This is a genomic window from Clostridium fermenticellae, assembly GCF_003600355.1.
Taxonomy (GTDB): domain Bacteria; phylum Bacillota; class Clostridia; order Clostridiales; family Clostridiaceae; genus Clostridium_AV; species Clostridium_AV fermenticellae.
The window spans coordinates 828,406-845,095 of record NZ_CP032416.1 but is presented as its reverse complement, the minus strand read 5'-3'; the positions used below and the strand labels follow the sequence as shown (position 1 = coordinate 845,095).

General features: G+C 30.3%; 11 protein-coding genes and 1 other annotated feature. Of the genes, 4 read left to right on the top strand and 7 right to left on the bottom strand.

From position 1 onward, the window contains the following. Nucleotides 1-3 precede the first annotated feature (3 nt). Nucleotides 4-891 (bottom strand): YncE family protein, encoded by an 888-nt coding sequence (locus tag D4Z93_RS04165; protein ID WP_119970652.1) that lies wholly within the window; start codon nt 889-891, stop codon nt 4-6. Between the two features lie 145 nt (nt 892-1,036). On the opposite strand from D4Z93_RS04165, the gene D4Z93_RS04160 reads away from it, so the two are divergent. Next, nucleotides 1,037-1,285 (top strand): TIGR03905 family TSCPD domain-containing protein, encoded by a 249-nt coding sequence (locus tag D4Z93_RS04160; protein WP_119970650.1) that lies wholly within the window; start codon nt 1,037-1,039, stop codon nt 1,283-1,285. 1,666 nt (nt 1,286-2,951) lie between these two features. Here the strand turns inward: D4Z93_RS04160 and D4Z93_RS04155 are convergent. From D4Z93_RS04155 to D4Z93_RS04145, 3 genes are all read right to left on the bottom strand, one after another. Continuing rightward, complete coding sequence (locus D4Z93_RS04155) at nt 2,952-4,292, bottom strand: bifunctional folylpolyglutamate synthase/dihydrofolate synthase (protein WP_119970648.1); 1,341 nt, start codon at nt 4,290-4,292, stop codon at nt 2,952-2,954. Nucleotides 4,293-4,318: 26 nt separating this feature from the next. Continuing rightward, nucleotides 4,319-6,751: a type IA DNA topoisomerase gene (locus tag D4Z93_RS04150; protein ID WP_119970647.1), complete on the bottom strand. Its 2,433-nt coding sequence runs from the start codon at nt 6,749-6,751 to the stop codon at nt 4,319-4,321. 78 nt (nt 6,752-6,829) lie between these two features. After that, a complete protein-coding gene (locus tag D4Z93_RS04145; RefSeq protein ID WP_119970645.1) occupies nt 6,830-7,177 on the bottom strand; it encodes a winged helix-turn-helix transcriptional regulator in 348 nt (115 codons plus the stop codon). 142 nt (nt 7,178-7,319) lie between these two features. Between D4Z93_RS04145 and D4Z93_RS04140 the strand changes: the two genes are divergently transcribed. Further along, nucleotides 7,320-7,838, top strand: a complete 519-nt coding sequence (locus tag D4Z93_RS04140) for a nitroreductase family protein (protein WP_119970643.1) — start codon at nt 7,320-7,322, stop codon at nt 7,836-7,838. A gap of 133 nt (nt 7,839-7,971) precedes the next feature. Here D4Z93_RS04140 and dut read toward each other — a convergent pair whose 3' ends face one another. The 3 genes from dut to D4Z93_RS04125 all read right to left on the bottom strand — a co-directional run bounded on the left by dut (nt 7,972) and on the right by D4Z93_RS04125 (nt 13,383). Beyond that, nucleotides 7,972-8,403 carry a dUTP diphosphatase gene (dut, locus tag D4Z93_RS04135; protein ID WP_119970641.1) on the bottom strand — a complete coding sequence of 144 codons (432 nt, stop codon included), beginning with the start codon at nt 8,401-8,403 and terminating at the stop codon, nt 7,972-7,974. Nucleotides 8,404-8,613: 210 nt separating this feature from the next. Continuing rightward, the gene (locus tag D4Z93_RS04130) at nt 8,614-11,268 is read right to left on the bottom strand and encodes a valine--tRNA ligase (RefSeq protein WP_119970639.1); all 2,655 of its coding nucleotides are present in this window, start codon (nt 11,266-11,268) and stop codon (nt 8,614-8,616) included. A gap of 82 nt (nt 11,269-11,350) precedes the next feature. Then, nucleotides 11,351-11,571 (bottom strand) — a binding site (T-box leader). 291 nt (nt 11,572-11,862) lie between these two features. Continuing rightward, the gene (locus tag D4Z93_RS04125) at nt 11,863-13,383 is read right to left on the bottom strand and encodes an Ig-like domain-containing protein (protein ID WP_119970638.1); all 1,521 of its coding nucleotides are present in this window, start codon (nt 13,381-13,383) and stop codon (nt 11,863-11,865) included. Nucleotides 13,384-13,723: 340 nt separating this feature from the next. Here D4Z93_RS04125 and D4Z93_RS04120 point away from each other — a divergent pair, with 340 nt between their 5' ends. After that, a complete protein-coding gene (locus D4Z93_RS04120) occupies nt 13,724-14,776 on the top strand; it encodes a uroporphyrinogen decarboxylase family protein (protein WP_119970636.1) in 1,053 nt (350 codons plus the stop codon). A gap of 166 nt (nt 14,777-14,942) precedes the next feature. Continuing rightward, nucleotides 14,943-16,673, top strand: coding sequence for an ASKHA domain-containing protein (locus D4Z93_RS04115; protein ID WP_119970634.1), 1,731 nt, complete (start codon nt 14,943-14,945; stop codon nt 16,671-16,673). The last annotated feature ends 17 nt before the right edge of the window (nt 16,674-16,690 follow it).

Here is a 16,690-nt window from a genome sequence, read left to right as displayed (position 1 = left end):
TATTTAAATTAAAATCATACCTGTGGGTTCTCCTCCTATGGGTATATATTTTTTTTGTTTGCTTAAAACATTTACTTTTATTAATAAATTATTATAACTATCACCAACATAAATATTTTTTCCATATTTAATTATAGCTCTTGGCATTCCACCTACTATTATATTTTCATCTTCCCTATAACAATTTATATCTATCAAGCTTATACTTCCATCACCAAAATTTGATACAAAGCATGAATTTTCATTGCACCACATATCTATAGGTGAGCTTCCAGCCGTAATTTTTGTTATCAATCTGTAATTTTTCAAAGATATTATTGCTATACTCCCCTTATAATCTGATCCTATATTACTTTCACATACTAAAATATATCTTCCATCTACTGTGAAGAGAGCTTTGGTAGGGTATGCTCCTACACGTATATTTTTTATATTTTCATTATTTGTACAATCTATTAGACTTATACTATCATCTTCTACATTAGAAATCAAAAGTAGTTTTTTTTCTCTATTTATACATATACTATGAGGTAAATTTCCACATGGAATTTGAGAAATAATTTGTTTTTTTAACAAATCAAAGGCAATAAGACTGTTAGTATCTCCACATATTACATATGCTGTATCTTTAAATACTACTACATCATTACAATGTACACCTATATAATGACTGCTTTCTTCTACTCCATTTTTTATATCTAATATTGATATATTATTACTATAGTTATTAACAACTAATAATTTATCTTTATATGAGCATATGCCATGAGGCCCAATTCTATAGTTAAAATTATGTTTTTTTAAAATAATCCTCTTATCTTCTTTAAATTTATCTATGTTTATACTAGAAATACAATCTGATGAAGTATTACACACATACAAAAAACTCAATATTATCACCCTCTCACAAATATAATATGAAGATTAATGAAAAATGGCTTTAATAAATTTGAAATTTTTGTGTTGAATAATATTTTTATATTTTATATAATGATCTTGTTAATAAAATATTTAATTGATCGGAGAGTGACAAACTGTGTATACTTATATACCAAAAGGTGTCTGTTCTAAGAAAATAAGCTTTGATGTAAAAGATAATAAAATTTTCAACGTTTCATTTGTAGGTGGATGTAATGGAAATCTACAAGGTATATCAAAACTTGTTGAGGGTATGAATATAAATGATGTTTCAAAAAAATTAAAAGGTATATCATGCAATGGGAAAGGTACTTCCTGTCCTGACCAACTTGCTCAGGCAGTTCAAGAATTCATACCAAAAAAATAAGCTTAAATTTTTTATTCATATTATGCATATATTGCGTATTAGGCATTGTTGTAAGATTATAGCACATAAGGACAAACTCAACTCATACCACAGAAGTATACTCACAAACTTCGGCACCCTAAAAAAGTTTTAACATCTCTAAGCTTGTCTTTTAAAAATTTAAGCAGATTATATAAACTTAGCTTCGCTCAAACATATATAACCTACTAAAATTTTTCTAAAAGACTTCGCCAAGAGATGTAAAAAACTTTTTAGATGTGCCTTCAGTTTCCAGATATACCTCTGCGGTGTGAGTTAAGTTTGTCCTTATAAGCTATATATTTAAACCAGGTTATATGCTTAATAAGTGAAATATCACCTTCAAGGGTTCTAGGGCGATCAGCCCTTGTGATTTATACTATAATTACAATTTTAAACATATATTGAAGTAATTAAAAAAGCCTGAATAAGATCATATTTCAAATGATATCCGGGACTTTAAGGTCTTTCACAGCACTTCGTCAAAATTTATAGAAAAGTTTTAGATGTGTCTCCGGCCTTACAGTATCCTGCTACGTAAGAATTCTACTTATGTTTACATCAAATACTTAACATACCAATAAAAGTATATAAGTGATTTTATAACTTTATGTAAATTTGATAAACTTTCTGAATATAATTTCGTCTTTAAGGGTTTATGGCGATAGCCATATTAATTTAAAAATTCTCTACTCCATTTAAACCCAAATCATATATAATCTCACTCATTTTCTTGTAACAGTATTTGCAATTTACATTATAATTTCCATGATTGTATTCTCTTTATAAAGGTTTTACGGACGTAGTCCTTGTATACATAGTATTAATCCCGGAGGGATATTTTAAAACTACAGAAATTATAATAAATAACGAAATTTTGCCCGGTAAAAGATTAAATATATTTAAAACTAAAATAACCTGCCTTTCATAAGAAGGACAGAGCACCCTAACGGGTTTGAAGGCTTACAGCCTTCCTTCTTTAAGTTTATAGTAGTGACTGTACTAATTTAATTATTAGGACATTAACTTTCCGGGTATATAGTAAAACTCACATTTAAATTTAAATAATTCAATAGGACTAACCGTCCTGGAATCATTTCATTTATCTAAAATTTTAGTTAAATATCTTTTATGCCCAAAAAGATCTTAAAGTTCTGAATATACTATCTGAATTACAGGTTATTCAGACTTTTTTAGTTATCTTAACAGATGTCTAAAACTGCAATTATAGTATAAATCAATATGGCTATCGCCATAAACCCTTAAAGGAGAAATCATATTTATCAAGTTTACATAAAGTTATATAATTATTTATATACTTTTATTAGTATATAAAGCATTTATTGATTTAAGTATATAACTTATAAGGACAAACTGGACTTATACGTAGGGGTGCAATAACAAAATGAAAGCACATTTAAAAAGTTTTTTTACAATTCTTAGCGAAGTATTTTAGGAAATTTTAGTAGATTATATATGTCTGAGTTTTACGAGTTTATATAATCTGCTTAAATTTCCAAAATACAAGCTTAGAACTGTTAAAACTTTTTAACGTGCTGAGTTTTGTTATTGCACCCTTACGTATAAGGCTAGTTTGTTCTTATAGCCCCATATATCTATGATCAATGCTTAATACGCAATATATGCATTATACCTTCCTTGATTTACTTATTATTTTTCTCATATCACCTATCATATATAAAGATCCAGACACAACAAGAAGATCATCATCACTGCAATAAGATAATGCTCTTTTATAAGCCATTTCATAACTATCTTCTGACTCACAATTTTCATTTACTTCTTTTATCATATCGCAGAGTTGACGAGAACCTTCTGCTCTATATGTATTTGGAGCCACTGTTATAATTTTTCGTGCTAAAGGTACTATTTCATTTACCATTTTACAAACTTCCTTATCAGCTAATATCCCAAGTATTAAAATCAGATTTTTATATTTAAAGCATTTTTCTATGCTTTCCTTTAATTTTTGAATACCATCTACATTATGTGCACCATCTAAAACAACAAGGGGATTTCTTTTCATTACTTCAAGTCTTCCCACCCATTTTACCTTCTTTAAGGAATCATATATACAGCTTTTGTCTATCTCAATTCCCATTTTAACTAATTCTTCAACTGCAAATATTACAGTTGCACAATTAAGAATCTGATACCTGCCTATAAGTGACAACTCGATATTATACTCATTTTGTGAGGTTGTTACTTTAATATTTTGAGCAAAATTTACACTTTCACTACTTATTTTACAATTATTGCTTTCAACAGACATAGATGATACTTTAATAAGTTTAGAATTTTTATCTAAAGAAACTTCTTCTATAACTCTTTCAACTTTCTTTTCGTTAGGATACAAAACAATTGGAATACCATTTTTTATTATTCCAGCTTTTTCATATGCTATCTTTTCTAATGTATCTCCAAGCAAATCCATATGATCAAAACTTATAGAGGCAATAATACTTAATATCACCCCTCCCTTAGTTTTATTATTATATTCCTCAATTACGTTGGTGCAATCAAGCCTTCCACCTATTCCAACCTCTATTACAGCAAAATCCACATTTTCATAATAAAAATAGCAAAACATAACACATGTTATTATTTCAAATTGTGTAGGTCTTTCAAATCCCATTTCCATTACTATGTTAACGACCCTTGAAATATTAGTTATTATCCTGCTTAAATCATCTTTAGCTATATTTCTTCCATTTATCTGAATTCGCTCCTCAAATTCTTCTATATAAGGTGAGGTAAACATTCCAATCTTAAAACCTGCATCAATTAAGATACTTGTAATCATTGCAGTTATAGAACCTTTACCATTTGTACCTGCTATATGTATAAACCTCACTTTTTTATGCGGATTTCCTAATAATTCAAGTATCTTTCTAATTCTTTCAAGTCCAGATTTTTTTCCGAATCTAGCTGCACTATCTATGTATTCTATTGCTTCATCATAATTCATTTTTTATCACATCCTTTTGCTATAAACTATGGTAAATTAACTTTTGAGCCGGCAACTTTATGCGTATTTTTAGAGATAAGTTTTGCTGGCGTAAAATCAAATACAACTTTGCCATTTTCCACCTTTAATGCAGCTTCAAAGTCTTTACCAGACTTGCTCCTGAAACCCTTCATAATTTTTGTTTTTTTATCCTTTATAAGTTTTTTAACCATAGCTTCACTTATCTTTTTCCCGGCTATTTTGTTTCCTACAAAAAACTTGCATCCTTCCTTCCATCTGCTGCAGCCATAGCCTGATTTATTCTCTTTTACTTTACCTTTACCACATACCGGACATATGCCTAATCCCTCATCCTGAAGAGTAAAATCAAACACAACATTAGATTTCTCTATCTTGAGCCCGGCATTAAAATTCTTGCCATTTTTGCTCTTAAACCCTTTTATAATTCCCGTTTTTTTATCCCTTAAAAGTTTTTTTACAACTGACTCACTTATATCCTTTCCAGCTATCTTTTTTCCTATAAAAAAGTTACAGTTTTGTCTCCATCTGCTGCAGCCATAACCTGTTCTGCCAGTTATAATACTTCCCTTTCCACATGCAGGACATGCCCCTAAACTATTAGATTCATTCTCTGTCCTATATACCTTATTTTCTATTCTACTAATTTTTATATTTTTACCATTAGTTATTATACTATTTAATTCACGTTTTACATTATCCACTACGGTACCTACGTCTATATCACTTTTATATACCTTTTTAAGTTCCCTTCCAAACTCAACGGTTTTTTCTTTGTTCATATCAATATTAAGCTTTTCAAGAACTTCTATAAGTTTAGTTCCCTTATCCTCACATTCTAAATGTCCTTTGATTTCTTTTATATATTCATATTTTTGTGCATTTTTTATAATTCCTGCCCTTGTTGCCACAGTGCCTATTTCACAGCCTTCAAGTATAAATTTATATTCATCATCATCATTTTCTGATTCAAGTTCTTCTACTTCTTGTTTTTTAAAAGGATTTTTGAGAAAATTGTTCAGTTCTGATTCTGTTACCTTATTTGGTTTTTGAGTTTGTTTTTCATCTACTGAAAGCTTTGTATCAAGTTCTTCACCTTCAACAAATTTAGGAAGTTCATTTTCCCTTTTCATTCTTTCATATTTTAAAAATCCCTTTTGCTTAATAACATTTCCCTTAAGTTCTATAATTTCATTTTCTATATTTATGATTATCTTAGTTTCTTCTACCAATGCCTCTTCATTTAAAAAATTACTTATAAATCTATTCTTTATCGCATCATAAACCTTTCTTTCACCTTCAGTTAAATGCTTTTCACAAGGAAATTTTACAGTAAGTGTAATCGCACTATGGCTTTCAACCTTTTTATTGTTAAATATAGTTTTTTTATCTTTAAAAGCTATATCTACATTATACTTTTCCCTTACTTGTGCAATAACACTTTTTATTTTACTTTTCTCATTATCAGCCAAATATTCTGTATTAGTCCTTGGATATGTAGTATATCCATTTTCATACAGGCTCTGCAAGTATTTTAATGTATCATCAAGGGACATTTTATAATCTTTAAACATCTTGTTCTGCAGAGTATCAAGTGAAAATAATTTAGGTGGATACTTTTTTACTTCTTTCTTTTCTACCTTACTTACTATTGCTTTTTTATCCTCCAAACCTTTTAATAGCTTTTCTGCTTTTTTTCTTTCACTCACTGAAAAATGTCGGTCTTTTAACTTAGCTTTTATTTTTAGGTTTTCTTTGCTTATGATCGCACCTATTTCAAAAAAGGTTTCTGGTTTAAAGTTTTTTATTGTTTTATCTCTATCATATATAAATTTAACTATTGGTATAAGCACACGACCTACAGGTAAAAATGATTTAGATTTTATGCTTAAATACCTTGTTAAATTTATCCCATATGTCCAATCAAGATATGTTCTTGCAAGCCCTTCATTATATAAATTACTATACTCCCCATCATCTTTTAAAGTTTTTAATTCATCTTTTATTGTTTGCATAGTTTGTTCTGGAAGCCACATTCTTTTTACAGTTTTTTTTAATTCACTATCCTTAAAAATTCTATTTACTATATTATCTATAATAACTTGACCTTCTCTATCTGCATCTCCACAATTTACAATCTCTAAAACATCTTTTCTATTAATTAAATCATTTATTATTTTAAATTGTTTTTTTACCCCACTGTCGTTTCTTATCTTAAATTTAAAATTATCTGGAATAAAAGGAAGCTCCTCAAGCTCCCATCTTGATTTTTCTCTATTAAAATAATCATCTACATCAAACAACTGAAGAAGATGCCCAAATGCAAAGGTTACAATGTAATTACTGTCTTCAAAATATCCATCATATCTATTCATGCTCCCAATGCTTTTAACTATATTCATGGCCAAGCTCGGCTTCTCTGCTATTATTAAACGCTTCATTATACTAATGTAAATCTCCTTTCAATTGTCCATTCACAAAATTTGAACATCCATTCTACGTGTTAATGTATGTTCATACTAATCACAATTTTCATCATGTTTTTCTTTTAACTTTTTTACATAATTATCTCCCCATTGGTACATCATATTCAAAACCGGAATAACACTTTTACCAAAACCAGACAATGAGTATTCCGTCTTGGGTGGCACCACAGGATATACAACCCTATTAATCAATCCATCATGTTCAAGATCCCTAAGCTGCTGTGTCAACATCTTCGGTGTTGCCTGTGGTATAAGCTTCTGGAGCTCATTGAATCTTAATGTTTTATTTATAAGATTCCATAAAATAATTCCCTTGTACTTGCCACATATGACCTTTATTGTAGCATCCATTGAACAGCTAAATCTTTTCTTCTCTAACATATATATCTCCCTATACTATCTTTTTATATACTATATTACTTTTAAGTACATTCTTGTTATATTAATCCTTAATGTTTATAATGATAGCATACGTTCATTAGGATATCAAATTTTTAATTATTTATAGAAAGGAAGATTTTATATGGATTTTTTGGATATTGCAAAGAAAAGGTTTGCCTGCAGAAAATATACTAAAACCAAAATTGAAAAAGAAAAAGTTGATAAAATTTTAGAAGCAGCACATGTTGCACCCACCGGTGCAAACTGCCAGCCTGTTTCTTTAATCGTTATTCAAGAAGACGAAGGTTTGGAAAAGGTCTCTAAAGCCGCCGATATTTATGGGGCGCCATTAGCAATATTAGTTTGTTCAGATGAAAATAAAGCTTGGACCAGGTCTTATGATAACAAAAATGTAAGTAATATTGATGCAAGTATATTGACTGATCATATGATGCTCGAAGCAACTGATTTAGGCTTGAATAGTGTGTGGATTTGCTATTTTAAACCAGACGTACTAGCAAAAGAATTCAACATTCCGAAAAATATGGAAGTCATAAATATACTTGCTATAGGATACGGCGATGCTCCAATTCAGAATCCTGACAGACACGTATCAACTAGAAAACCGTTATCACAACTCGTTCATTATGAACATCTATAAATATAAAAAACTGCCCTTAGTTGAGCAGTTTTTTAGACTTACTAGAAATTTTTTAGGTGACGAATTCTGGAAATGAAAGCTTACGTATAACTTAAGCTTTCATTTATAAACTCTATAAATATTATATTATAACTTATTTTATTCCTGTCGAGCCAAAACCATTATCGTTTCTATCAGATGCAGCTATTTCTTTAACTTCTTTTATAGAAACCTTTAAAACAGGTTTTATCACCATTTGTGCTATTTTCATATATTTTTCAACCTTAAAATCTGATCTTCCATGGTTTATTAATATAATACAAATTTCTCCCCTATAGCCTTGATCAATTGTACCAGGACTATTTAAAACTGTTATGGAATTTTTCAAGGCCAATCCACTTCTCGGTCTTATCTGGGCCTCTGTATTTTCTGGAAGCTCTACTATAATACCAGTTCTTATTAAAGATGTTCCTCCTGCACCTATAACTTTTTCCTCTATAGAAAATAGATCCATTCCAGCATCACTTGCATGAGCATATTCCGGCAATTTTGCTTCTTCACTTACCTTTTTTATTTTAATTTCCATAGTTAACTTCTCCTTCATTTTTATACTCCAATACTACCTTTAAGTTATCAGGTTAAGATATAGAGTTTATAATTTCAAACTTAATTTATGTGCAGGCCAGATTTTCAAAATATCGGGCTTTAGAATTACTAAAAGCATTTATAATACCATATTTTGGCAGTATCTCCCGGAGAATAGATTAACTTTTTAACTATAAACTCTATATGTTTTCTATTTATTTAAACTATTTAGTCTCTCAATTACTTCGTCAAGCATCTCGCCATATTTTTTGCCTTTATTTCTCTCCTCATCTACAACCTTTTGAGGTGCCTTAGAAACAAACTTTTCATTTGAAAGCTTTTTCTCTACTCTTTCAATTTCTTTTTGTAATCTCTCCTTTTCCTTATTTAATCTCTCAAGTTCTTTCTCAAGGTCAATAAGCTCAAACAAAGGCATAAATATTTCTGCACCTCTCGTAACAACTGAAACTACATTTTTAGAAATATCCTTCTTACTTTCTAAAAATTCCACCTTACTAGCTGATGCAATCTTTTCAAAGTACGGTATACCATTTTTAAATGCTTGTTTTGCATTTTCTTCAGTAACATATATCATAATCTTAGCTTTTCTTGATGGAGGCACATTCATTTCAGTTCTAACATTTCTGACTGATTTTATTGCCTCTACAATATATTCCATATCACTTTCAGCCTTCGGATCATCAAGTTCTTTTTTGAATTCCGGCCATTTTGAAATTGTTATTGATTCACAATTTGTATTCAAGTGAGTATATATTTCCTCTGTGATAAATGGCATTATAGGATGAAGCAATTGGAGACTTGTAGTTAACACTTCATTTAATATATTAAATGCAACTCCTTTTACTTCTTCATTATCTCCATACATAACTGGCTTTACAAGTTCAATATACCAATCACATAATTCTCCCCATATAAAGTCATAAATCTTTTGTGCTGCTATTCCAAGTTCGAATTTTTCTATGTTATCTGTAACTTCTTTTACTACTTTATTCATTCTAGATAATATCCATCTATCTGCTTCAGTGTAATTTTTGCAATCCTTATATTTATTCATTATATTCTGATCCAAATTCATAAGAACAAATCTTGAAGCATTCCATATCTTATTTGCAAAATTCCTTGACGCTTCTACCCTTTCAGGATAATATCTAATATCATTCCCAGGCGCATTTCCACTTATAAGTGTGAATCTTAATGCATCAGCACCATATTCTTTAATTACATCTATCGGATCTACTCCATTACCAAGAGATTTAGACATTTTTCTTCCTTGAGAATCTCTTACTATACCATGTACTAACACATGATCAAATGGTATATCGTCCATACAATAAAGACCGGAAAATATCATTCTTGCCACCCAGAAGAATATTATATCGTATCCTGTAACAAGTGTACTGTTAGGATAAAAATGCTCTAAATCTGGAGTTTTATCAGGCCATCCAAGTGTAGAAAAAGGCCAAAGTGCTGAACTGAACCAGGTATCGAGTACATCCTTATCTTGTTCTAAATTAGTACTCTTACATTTTGTACATTCATGTGGTGTATCTACTGATACAATAGTCTCCCCACAATCCTTGCAATACCATACTGGAATCCTGTGTCCCCACCAAAGTTGCCTCGATATGCACCAATCCTTTATATTTTCCATCCAATTGAAATATGTCTTATCAAATCTCTCTGGCACAAATTTAACTCTTTTATTTTTTACAACATCCACAGCTGGTTTTGCAAGTGATTCCATCTTAACAAACCACTGTTTTGAAATCATCGGCTCAACTACACTCCCGCATCTGTCATGACATCCCACATTATGGTTTAATTCCTCAACACTTACCATGAATCCCTGTTCTTCTAAATCTTTAACTATTACTTTTCTAGCTTCATATCTATCAAGCCCATCATATTTTGTTCCCGGGAATTTAATTGTTCCATTTGGATTCATAATTATTATTTCTTCAAGATCATGCCTCTTTCCTACTCCATAATCATTAGGATCATGTGCTGGGGTTATTTTAACTGCACCAGTTCCAAATTCAAGATCAACATAATCATCTTCTATAACCGGTATTTCCCTATTAACTAATGGAAGAATTAAAGTTTTTCCTACCAGATGTTTATATCTTTCATCTTTAGGATTTACTGCAACTGCCGTATCTCCGAGAATTGTTTCAGGTCTTGTAGTTGCTATCTCAATGTATTCATTCTTACTTTGAGCCAAAGGATATTTTATATGCCATAAATGTCCTTTTTCTTCTTTATATTCAATTTCGGCATCAGACAAAGCAGTTTGACATTTCGGACACCAATTTATAATCCTATTTCCCTGATATATAAGTCCATCGTCATATAACTTTACAAATACAGTTTTTACTGCTTTATTAAGCTTTTCATCCATAGTAAATCTTTCTCTTGTAAAGTCAACAGATGCACCTAATTTTTTGACCTGTTGTCTTATTCTCTCTCTATATTCATCTGACCATTTCCAAACTTCCTTTAAAAAAGCTTCCCTTCCCATTTCCTTTTTCTTTAAGCCTTTTTTTAGAAGTTCTTTTTCAACTTTAACTTCCGTTGCTATACTCGCATGATCCTCTCCAGGAAGCCATAATACATTATATCCCTGCATTCTCTTTGTTCTTATCAAAATATCCTGAATGGTATCATCAAGTGCATGACCTAAATGAAGTTTTCCTGTAATATTTGGCGGCGGCAAAACTATAGTATATGATTTCTTACTTTTATCAATTTCTGGAGTAAAATATCCCTTTTCCTCCCAATTTTTATAAATTCTATCCTCAAATTCCTGCGGATCATATGTTTTTGCAATATTCTTTGATTCTTCCACTTTTTAAACCTCCTATCTTTATTTAAAAATTCACATTTAATGTGAATAACTTTCACATGAATAAAAAAGGCTTTCATCCAAAATAAAGGACGAAAAGCCGCGTTACCACCTTTTTTCCTGCATAAATACAGGCTCTTAATAAAAATAACGGTTAAGAGAACCGACTCTGCTTACTTGAAAACTTCAGCAGAGAAACTCCAAAGCTACCTTCAAAGTAAATCTTATAGGAAATCTTCCAGCTAACAAACTTCCCTCTCTTTATAAAAGATTATTACTTTTACTCCTCTTTTTCACAGTTTCTGATATTATTTTCATAATCATTAATTTATATTATAACTTTAAATTTCAGACTGTCAAGAATAATTTTTATTTAGTTTGTGTCATTATGATTGAATTGTGATAATGTTTTAGTATACCGAATTTGATTATATCCCAAATATGAACGCAAGCTTAGACTTACTAGAAATTTCCTACATGACGTATTTTGGAAATCCCGGCCGGAGCATAAGTTAAACCTAGGTTTGTAAACACTATAAATCACTAAAAAATAAGTACTAGCCCTTGAAATCACTGCTAGTACTTATTTTCATTATGTTATTCTCTCTCATACATCCAACTTCCGTTATTGAATCCACTTCCTCTATTTGACTGAAAATCCGTAAATGTACTATCCCAATTATCAACTGACCATAATCCAGTACAATCAAACTTATAATTAAGATAATCTATAAGATCATTATAGTCTACATTATATGTCTGTATTACAGGATATATAGGCTTGTCCAAACCAAGTTCTTTATATGACTCAAGCATAGTATCAACTGCATTTTTCATTGACCACTGCATTTCACCCCAATAACATTGAGGTGCAGCAAAATCACAATACTTATTAAACACAGAATACGGTATATCTTCATGATATGTAGCTATAGGGAAAGAAGAATATCCTAAAACAGCATTAGGTTTTTTGCTTCTCACAATTTGGAGGACTTGCTCTGCCTGATCAGTTTTTCCTGCTACATCAACTTCTGGATCAAAAATATAATAATCACTATTATCTAAAGCATCTACTATCAAATCAGCTTCTGCCTCAGGGTAATTAAAATAATTATATCCCCAGGTCCCAACTATAAAACCTGCCTTCTTAAAATCATCAACATACTTTAAAAAATCGCTCTTAAAATTCACGCCTCCGCCAGTTGTACCTGAACCCTCATGGTATTTTATACAAATATTACTAATTCCAAGCGATTTCAGCCTCAGTATAAAATTATTTATACCTCCATACTCATCAACTTGATCCTGAAGCTGCCATATCCATGCAAAGGTAGCATCTGTTTTATTTTTTACAGTTGGTGGTATAACTTTTTTATTAATAGTTAAATTTAATTTAACTTTATTACTATATCCTGAAACACTTCCCTGATATGTATAAGTTCCTGCTGCAAGAGAGGCATCAAATGACTTGTCCCAAGTGACACTTACTTGCATTTTAGTTCCATCTGACATATTAGCAGTAACAGTATCAGGAAGTGTATAACTGTCACCTTTATTTATAGATACACTTATATCATCTATTCCAGTTATAGACTGAACAGGAGTTTTAGATGCTTCAGTTTTAAAATTCAAACTAACTGGATTTCTAAGTCTTTTATTTTGCTTCGATATTAAATTAGTATCTACACTCAATATGTATTCACTGCTTGGACTATATTTTGATACTGGAGTTACATTAACACAAAAATCATTTTCACTTAATGTTATACTCGTCGGTATCTCATTGCCATTATTTTTTTCTATGATCTTCACACTATTTTGTGCAGCCATCAATGTTACCGACTGACTTAATCTAATTTTCCATACTTTATTCAAGGGTATATTATTTAAATCACCGGCATTTACTATCGAAGTCTGCGTTATAGTTTGCTCAGCTTTCAAAGAATTTGCTGTATTTTGTGCCACAATTTCAGAAGTATCCTTATCATCTGTGGACGTTAACTGCCCTTGGGATACACTAGAGACATTATCAGCTAGTACTGTATTATTACAAAAACTGAATTGGCCTGCTGCAAAAATAACTACAAATATAAAAAAGTATTTTAAGTACTTAATCAAAATAGTTTCCCTCACTTTCCGTATAAAACTTCCATGTAAATACAATACTATACAAGTATACCCTTAATATTATATTTATACAAGTTTTATTACCTAAAAACAGAGATTTAGCACTTAAATTCCAATGGAAATTTTATTCTCACTGGAATTTAAGTGCTAAAGCTCTGATAAATACTCATAAATCTTTACAATCAAAGGACTACGTCCTAAAAGTTTTTTAAGTGCTAAAATCTCTGGTATAATTGTAGAAAAGTTATCAATAAAATGTTAAAATACTATCATTAGTAGCTGTAAATTTAAGTACAGTTTAAATTATTAATTAGAGGGAAGTGTTTTCAATTTGATTAAAGAAGAAATGACACCGAAAGAAAGGACAACCGCTTTTGCTAAAGGAGAAGAAATCGACAGAATAGTATGTGTTCCAGATATGGGTGTTACTATGGCACCTTTTATTGGAGTCACAGCCAGAGATTATTATCATTCAGCTGAACTTATGGCAGATTTAGAGATAGCTTTGTTTAATAGACTTCATCATGATGGTGTAAGTATATCTACTAGTCTTAGAGGAATCGCTGAAGCTATGGGTGCTAAAGTTGGTTATCCTGAATATGGAATTTCATATTTAAAAGAACCAGCTATTAAATCAATAGATGAAATAGAATCTCTTAAAGTCGTAGATCCTTTAAAAGATGGTAATTTGCCAACTTTACTTAAAGCAATAAAACTTACAAGAGATGCTCTTAATGATAAAGTCGATGTTGGAGCGGCTATGTCTGGTCCCTTTAGTGTTGCAGCTTCTGTAGTAGGTACAGAAAATTTACTAAAATGGATGATAAAATATCCTGAAAGGGTACACACTTTAATGGATATAGTTGCAGAATCTAATAACAGATATATAGAAGAGGTAGCAAAACTTGGAGTATCTATAGGATTTGCAGATCCAGTTTCATCTACTAGTCTCATAAGTCCAAAACAATTTAGGGAATTTTCATTACCAGCTTTAAAGAAAAATATTAATAAAATAAAGGAAAAAACCGGAGGAAACCCTAGTATACATGTCTGTGGAAAGAGCAGAGAATTATGGGAGGATATTGTAGATGCAGGAGTCTCTAATTTCAGTATTGACAATGCAGAAGATTTAGAGGAAGCTAAAAAAGTAATGGGAGATAGGGTTGTTATTACCGGTAATGTTCCACCTGTAGATGTAGTATACAGGGGAAGTAAAGAAGAGATATTTGCATCAGTTAAAGAATGTATTAAAAAAGCTCACGATTCTAAAAAGGGTTATGTTTTAAGTACAGGCTGTCAAATTCCAATGCATACACCAATAGAAAATATTGAAATGTTTATGGAAGCAGGCAAGAAATATGGCACATATCCTATAAACTTATAACATAAAAATTAATGTCATTCATTTGAAAGTTTTTATGAAAACATATTCATAGATTCTAAAACAAACTTATGAATAAATTTTCATAAGTTTGTTTTTATAGTATAAGTAAATTTAAATTAATTGAATGAGTTATCAAACTTAATTTAGTTATAGAAAGAGGTAGTTTATGGCTAAGATTACTTTTATGGAAAATAATTTAGAGATAGAAGTAGAAGACGGTACAAAGCTTATAGAATGTATAAGAAAAGCAGGATTTAATATTGAATCACCTTGTAATGGAAAAGGAATTTGTGGTAAGTGTAAAGTTATAGCAAATGGAAATCTTTCTCCTAAAACAAAAGAAGAGAATAAATTTACAGATAAAAAGAATATTAGACTTGCTTGCATGTGTCAGGTTATGGGTGATGCTCAAATAGAATTAATAGCCAGGGATAGCAATAAAAAATTAAAAACTATTAACAAAGGCTTTTCCATAGAAGTACCTTTAGATAGTAGAATAAGAAAAATAGAAATAAAAGATATAGATGAAAAGACTAGTATACCTTATAAAAATACTTTAAATGTTATTACGGAAAAATTAAGTGTTTTAAAGAAAATAGGTGAAATAGAGAAAGTTAAGGGAAAAAACTTTTGTGGAGTTATTAATGAAAATGAACTAATAGATATAATACATCAAAACGAGCCTGTTTTAGCTGCAGCTGTGGATATAGGTACTACAGGTTTATCAGCTTATCTTTTAAATTTAGAAGATGGACAAATTTTAAATAAAGTATCAGATTTAAATCCTCAAACAGAATACGGAGGAGATGTATTATCTAGAATAACTTATTGTATGGAAAACGAAGATGGTATAAAAATTTTATCTAAATGTATAGTAGAAAAAATAAATTCTATGGTAGAAGAATTAATTGGCAGGGACTACAAAAATAATAATATTTATGAGATAGCTATAGCAGCAAATACAACTATGCTGCATCTTTTTGCAGGCGTTAATCCAAAGACTATAGCCAAAGCACCATATAGGGCTATATTCCTAGATGAACTTGAAATAAAAGCTAAAGATATAAATATAAAGATAAATGAAGAAGCAAATGTGATATTGCTTCCATCATTATCTTCTTATGTAGGGGCGGATATTGTGGCAGGTATTGTGGCGACAGATTTTCAAAATAAAAAACATCCATCTATATTTATAGATATAGGAACTAATGGAGAATTAGCTGCCATTTATAAAGGCAATATGTCAGCATCTTCAACTGCGGCAGGACCAGCATTTGAAGGTATGAACATTTCTTGTGGATCAAGAGCTGAAGATGGTGCTATAGATAGCTTCTCTATAGACAAAGAGTATAACATTAAGTATTCTACTATTTGTAATAAAGAAGCAAAAAGTATTTGTGGCAGCGGACTTATGGATGTTATGGCAGCATTAATAAAAAGCAAAGTAGTTATGACTAGTGGAAGATTTAATAAGAATATGCCATATGCCTTAAAAGAGAGACTAAAAGATAAAAAATTTTATATAACGGATAAAATTTATATATCTCAAAATGATGTAAGACAAATACAATTGGCTAAGGGAGCAATATCTTCAGGTGTTACTATGTTATTAAAAGAAATAAATGCCAATATAGAAGATATAGAAGAAGCTGTAATTGCAGGAGCTTTTGGATATCATATAAACCCAGAAAGCATAAAAACATTAGGAATAATACCAAAGGGATTCAAAGGTAAGATAAACTTTGTTGGAAATTCTTCTATAGAAGGGGCAAGACTGTCTTTATTAAATAAAGGTATTTCAAAAATCATGATGGATATAAGAAGAAGTATTAAAGTTGTAGAGCTTTCTACAAGAAAAGACTTTCAAGAGTATTTTGTAAAGGCTTTAAGCTTTTAAAATATTAACACTTATAT